General features: G+C 35.9%; 2 protein-coding genes. Both read left to right on the forward strand.

Features of this window, described 5'->3' with window-relative positions; genetic code table 11:
* Nucleotides 1-103 precede the first annotated feature (103 nt).
* Nucleotides 104-1,249, forward strand: coding sequence for a pyridoxal phosphate-dependent aminotransferase (locus AMDU4_RS13570; protein WP_021788499.1), 1,146 nt, complete (start codon nt 104-106; stop codon nt 1,247-1,249).
* A 391-nt stretch (nt 1,250-1,640) separates the two neighbouring features.
* On the forward strand, nt 1,641-2,228 hold a 588-nt coding region (locus AMDU4_RS13575), incomplete at its 3' end, for a hypothetical protein (protein WP_290705549.1).

The raw sequence follows: 2,228 nt of genomic DNA on the forward strand, positions 1-2,228 counted from the left end.
ATTCTCTTTAACCTCCAGCAATTATCTCTTAAATGCCCCATGTATTTTCATTTTTACGGATTTTAAAAGGACAAATATTTAAGGCAAATTGTTATGACTGGCCATGGTATCCTCAAGGGTAAATGGTATAAATGAATCAGCCACTGTGAGCATGTCAAATAAGGCTGCGGAACTCAAGGAAGCAGGCAAGACAATATACAGTTTTGGAATTGGTGAACCTGATTTTACAACACCTGAAGAGATAATTGATTACGCATTTAAGGAAGCAAAGGCTGGAAAAACCCATTATACACCCTCCGCCGGAATAATGGAGCTAAGGCAGAAGATTGCAGAAAAGATGAAGAGGAAAAACGGAATAGATGCAACAGCATCAAATGTCCTTGTAACTCCCACAAAATTTTCTCTGAACCTGGCACTATACTCATTAATAGACCCTGGTGAGGAGGTTCTATTGCCTGCACCATACTATGTCTCATACCCAGATATAATCAAGTTGAATCAGGGAAAGATGGTAACAGTTCCAACCGATGAAAATTACGAACTTGATTTCGACTCATTGGGAAAATATGTATCACCTAAAACCAGAGTTTTTATGTTAAATAACCCAGTAAACCCTACAGGAAAGGTTTATTCAGAAAAGTCACTCAGGAAACTTTCCGATTTTATAATTGAAAACAACCTCTATTTAATATCAGACGAAATATATGAGGATTTAGTGTACAAAGGCAAAATGTTTTCTCCTGGATCAATAGAGGAGATGAAGGACAGAACTGTTACGCTTAGCGGATTTTCTAAAAGCTATGCAATGACTGGATGGAGAATAGGATACATGGTAGCTCCAGTTGATGTAATAAAGGCAGCCAATAAGGTACAGCAACAAACACTCACATGTGCCCCATCCATATCACAATATGGTGCAATGAAGGCCCTTGAGAATGAGGAAAGTGTAACAAAGATGAAGATGGAGTTTGAGAAAAGAAGGAATCTTGCAGTTTCCCTTCTAAAAGAAATAAATGATCTCTCATTCTATGAACCTGAGGGCGCCTTTTACATATTCCCTGGTTATTCCATTGACCGGTCTGATGATGCAATATCCCTGGATCTGCTAGAGAAACAGAATGTAATAGTAACACCAGGTAGCCCATTTGGCGCAGAAAAGCATTTCAGGATCTCCTATGCAACATCTGAGGATGTTATAAGGGAAGGCATAGGAAGAATAGGAAAATATTTCAATGGGCAACAGAAATAGAGAAATTCTGACTATCCCTATTCTTGTTGATAAATTTAACATCAACGGGCAGAATGAACACAGTTATTCCCACATTTTTTAAGCTACCGAAAAAAAGCTTTATAATAATTCAGTACTAATATAGGAACCACCAAAAATTTGACATATTTAACGCTTTCACCTTCATTTTTTTTACATAATCACTCCTTATTCTGTAGAATATTGCGAAATTTTAGCTAATTAGCAGTAGAAATTAGAAATATGTTAAAGGGCAACGTTGTGTTGGAGTAAAGAATTCATACCATAGAATAATTTATGGTCACTATATTATTAAGTGAATGGTGTGTGAAAAGTGATAGTTTATAAACTTTATAAAGTAATAAATTAATAAAATTATAACAAATAAACACGAATGTCTGTGATAAAGGATGAAGAACAAAGGTACTCCTATAGAAATTTCTTCAGGTATTCTGTATATCGGGTTACAAGTCTGTCCGGGATGGGGCCAATTTTTATAATAGCAAGTTTTATCATGGCATCTGGTTACTTAAGTAGAGTATACCTTGGAATTATAGGAATATTGATTCTTATTGTAGGGATTTCCCTTGAGCCACTATTCGGATATGCAATAGATAGTTTCCAGAGAAAGAGTGTGCTGAAATTCTGTATATTTGCTACAATAATACTCCTTTCTTTTTCCTCACTTATGGCGTTATTATATGGTACAGCAAATTTAGCAGTTCTATCTATCCTGCTGATTGGAGCTGATACTATCACTTCATTGGTATATTCAACACAGAGGGTACTCCAGCAATCCATCTCTCGAATTAGCCTTATGGGGAAAAACAATGGTATCGCTGAAATAACAAGCCAACTGCCCAGCATGGTCGGATCTATTATAGCTGTTCCAATAATTATATATGTTGGATTTTTCGGGGCAATTGTATTTGCTATATTGATCTCAATAATATCACTAATACTTCTTTCCAGAATTCATGAA

Source organism: Ferroplasma sp. Type II, assembly GCF_000496155.1.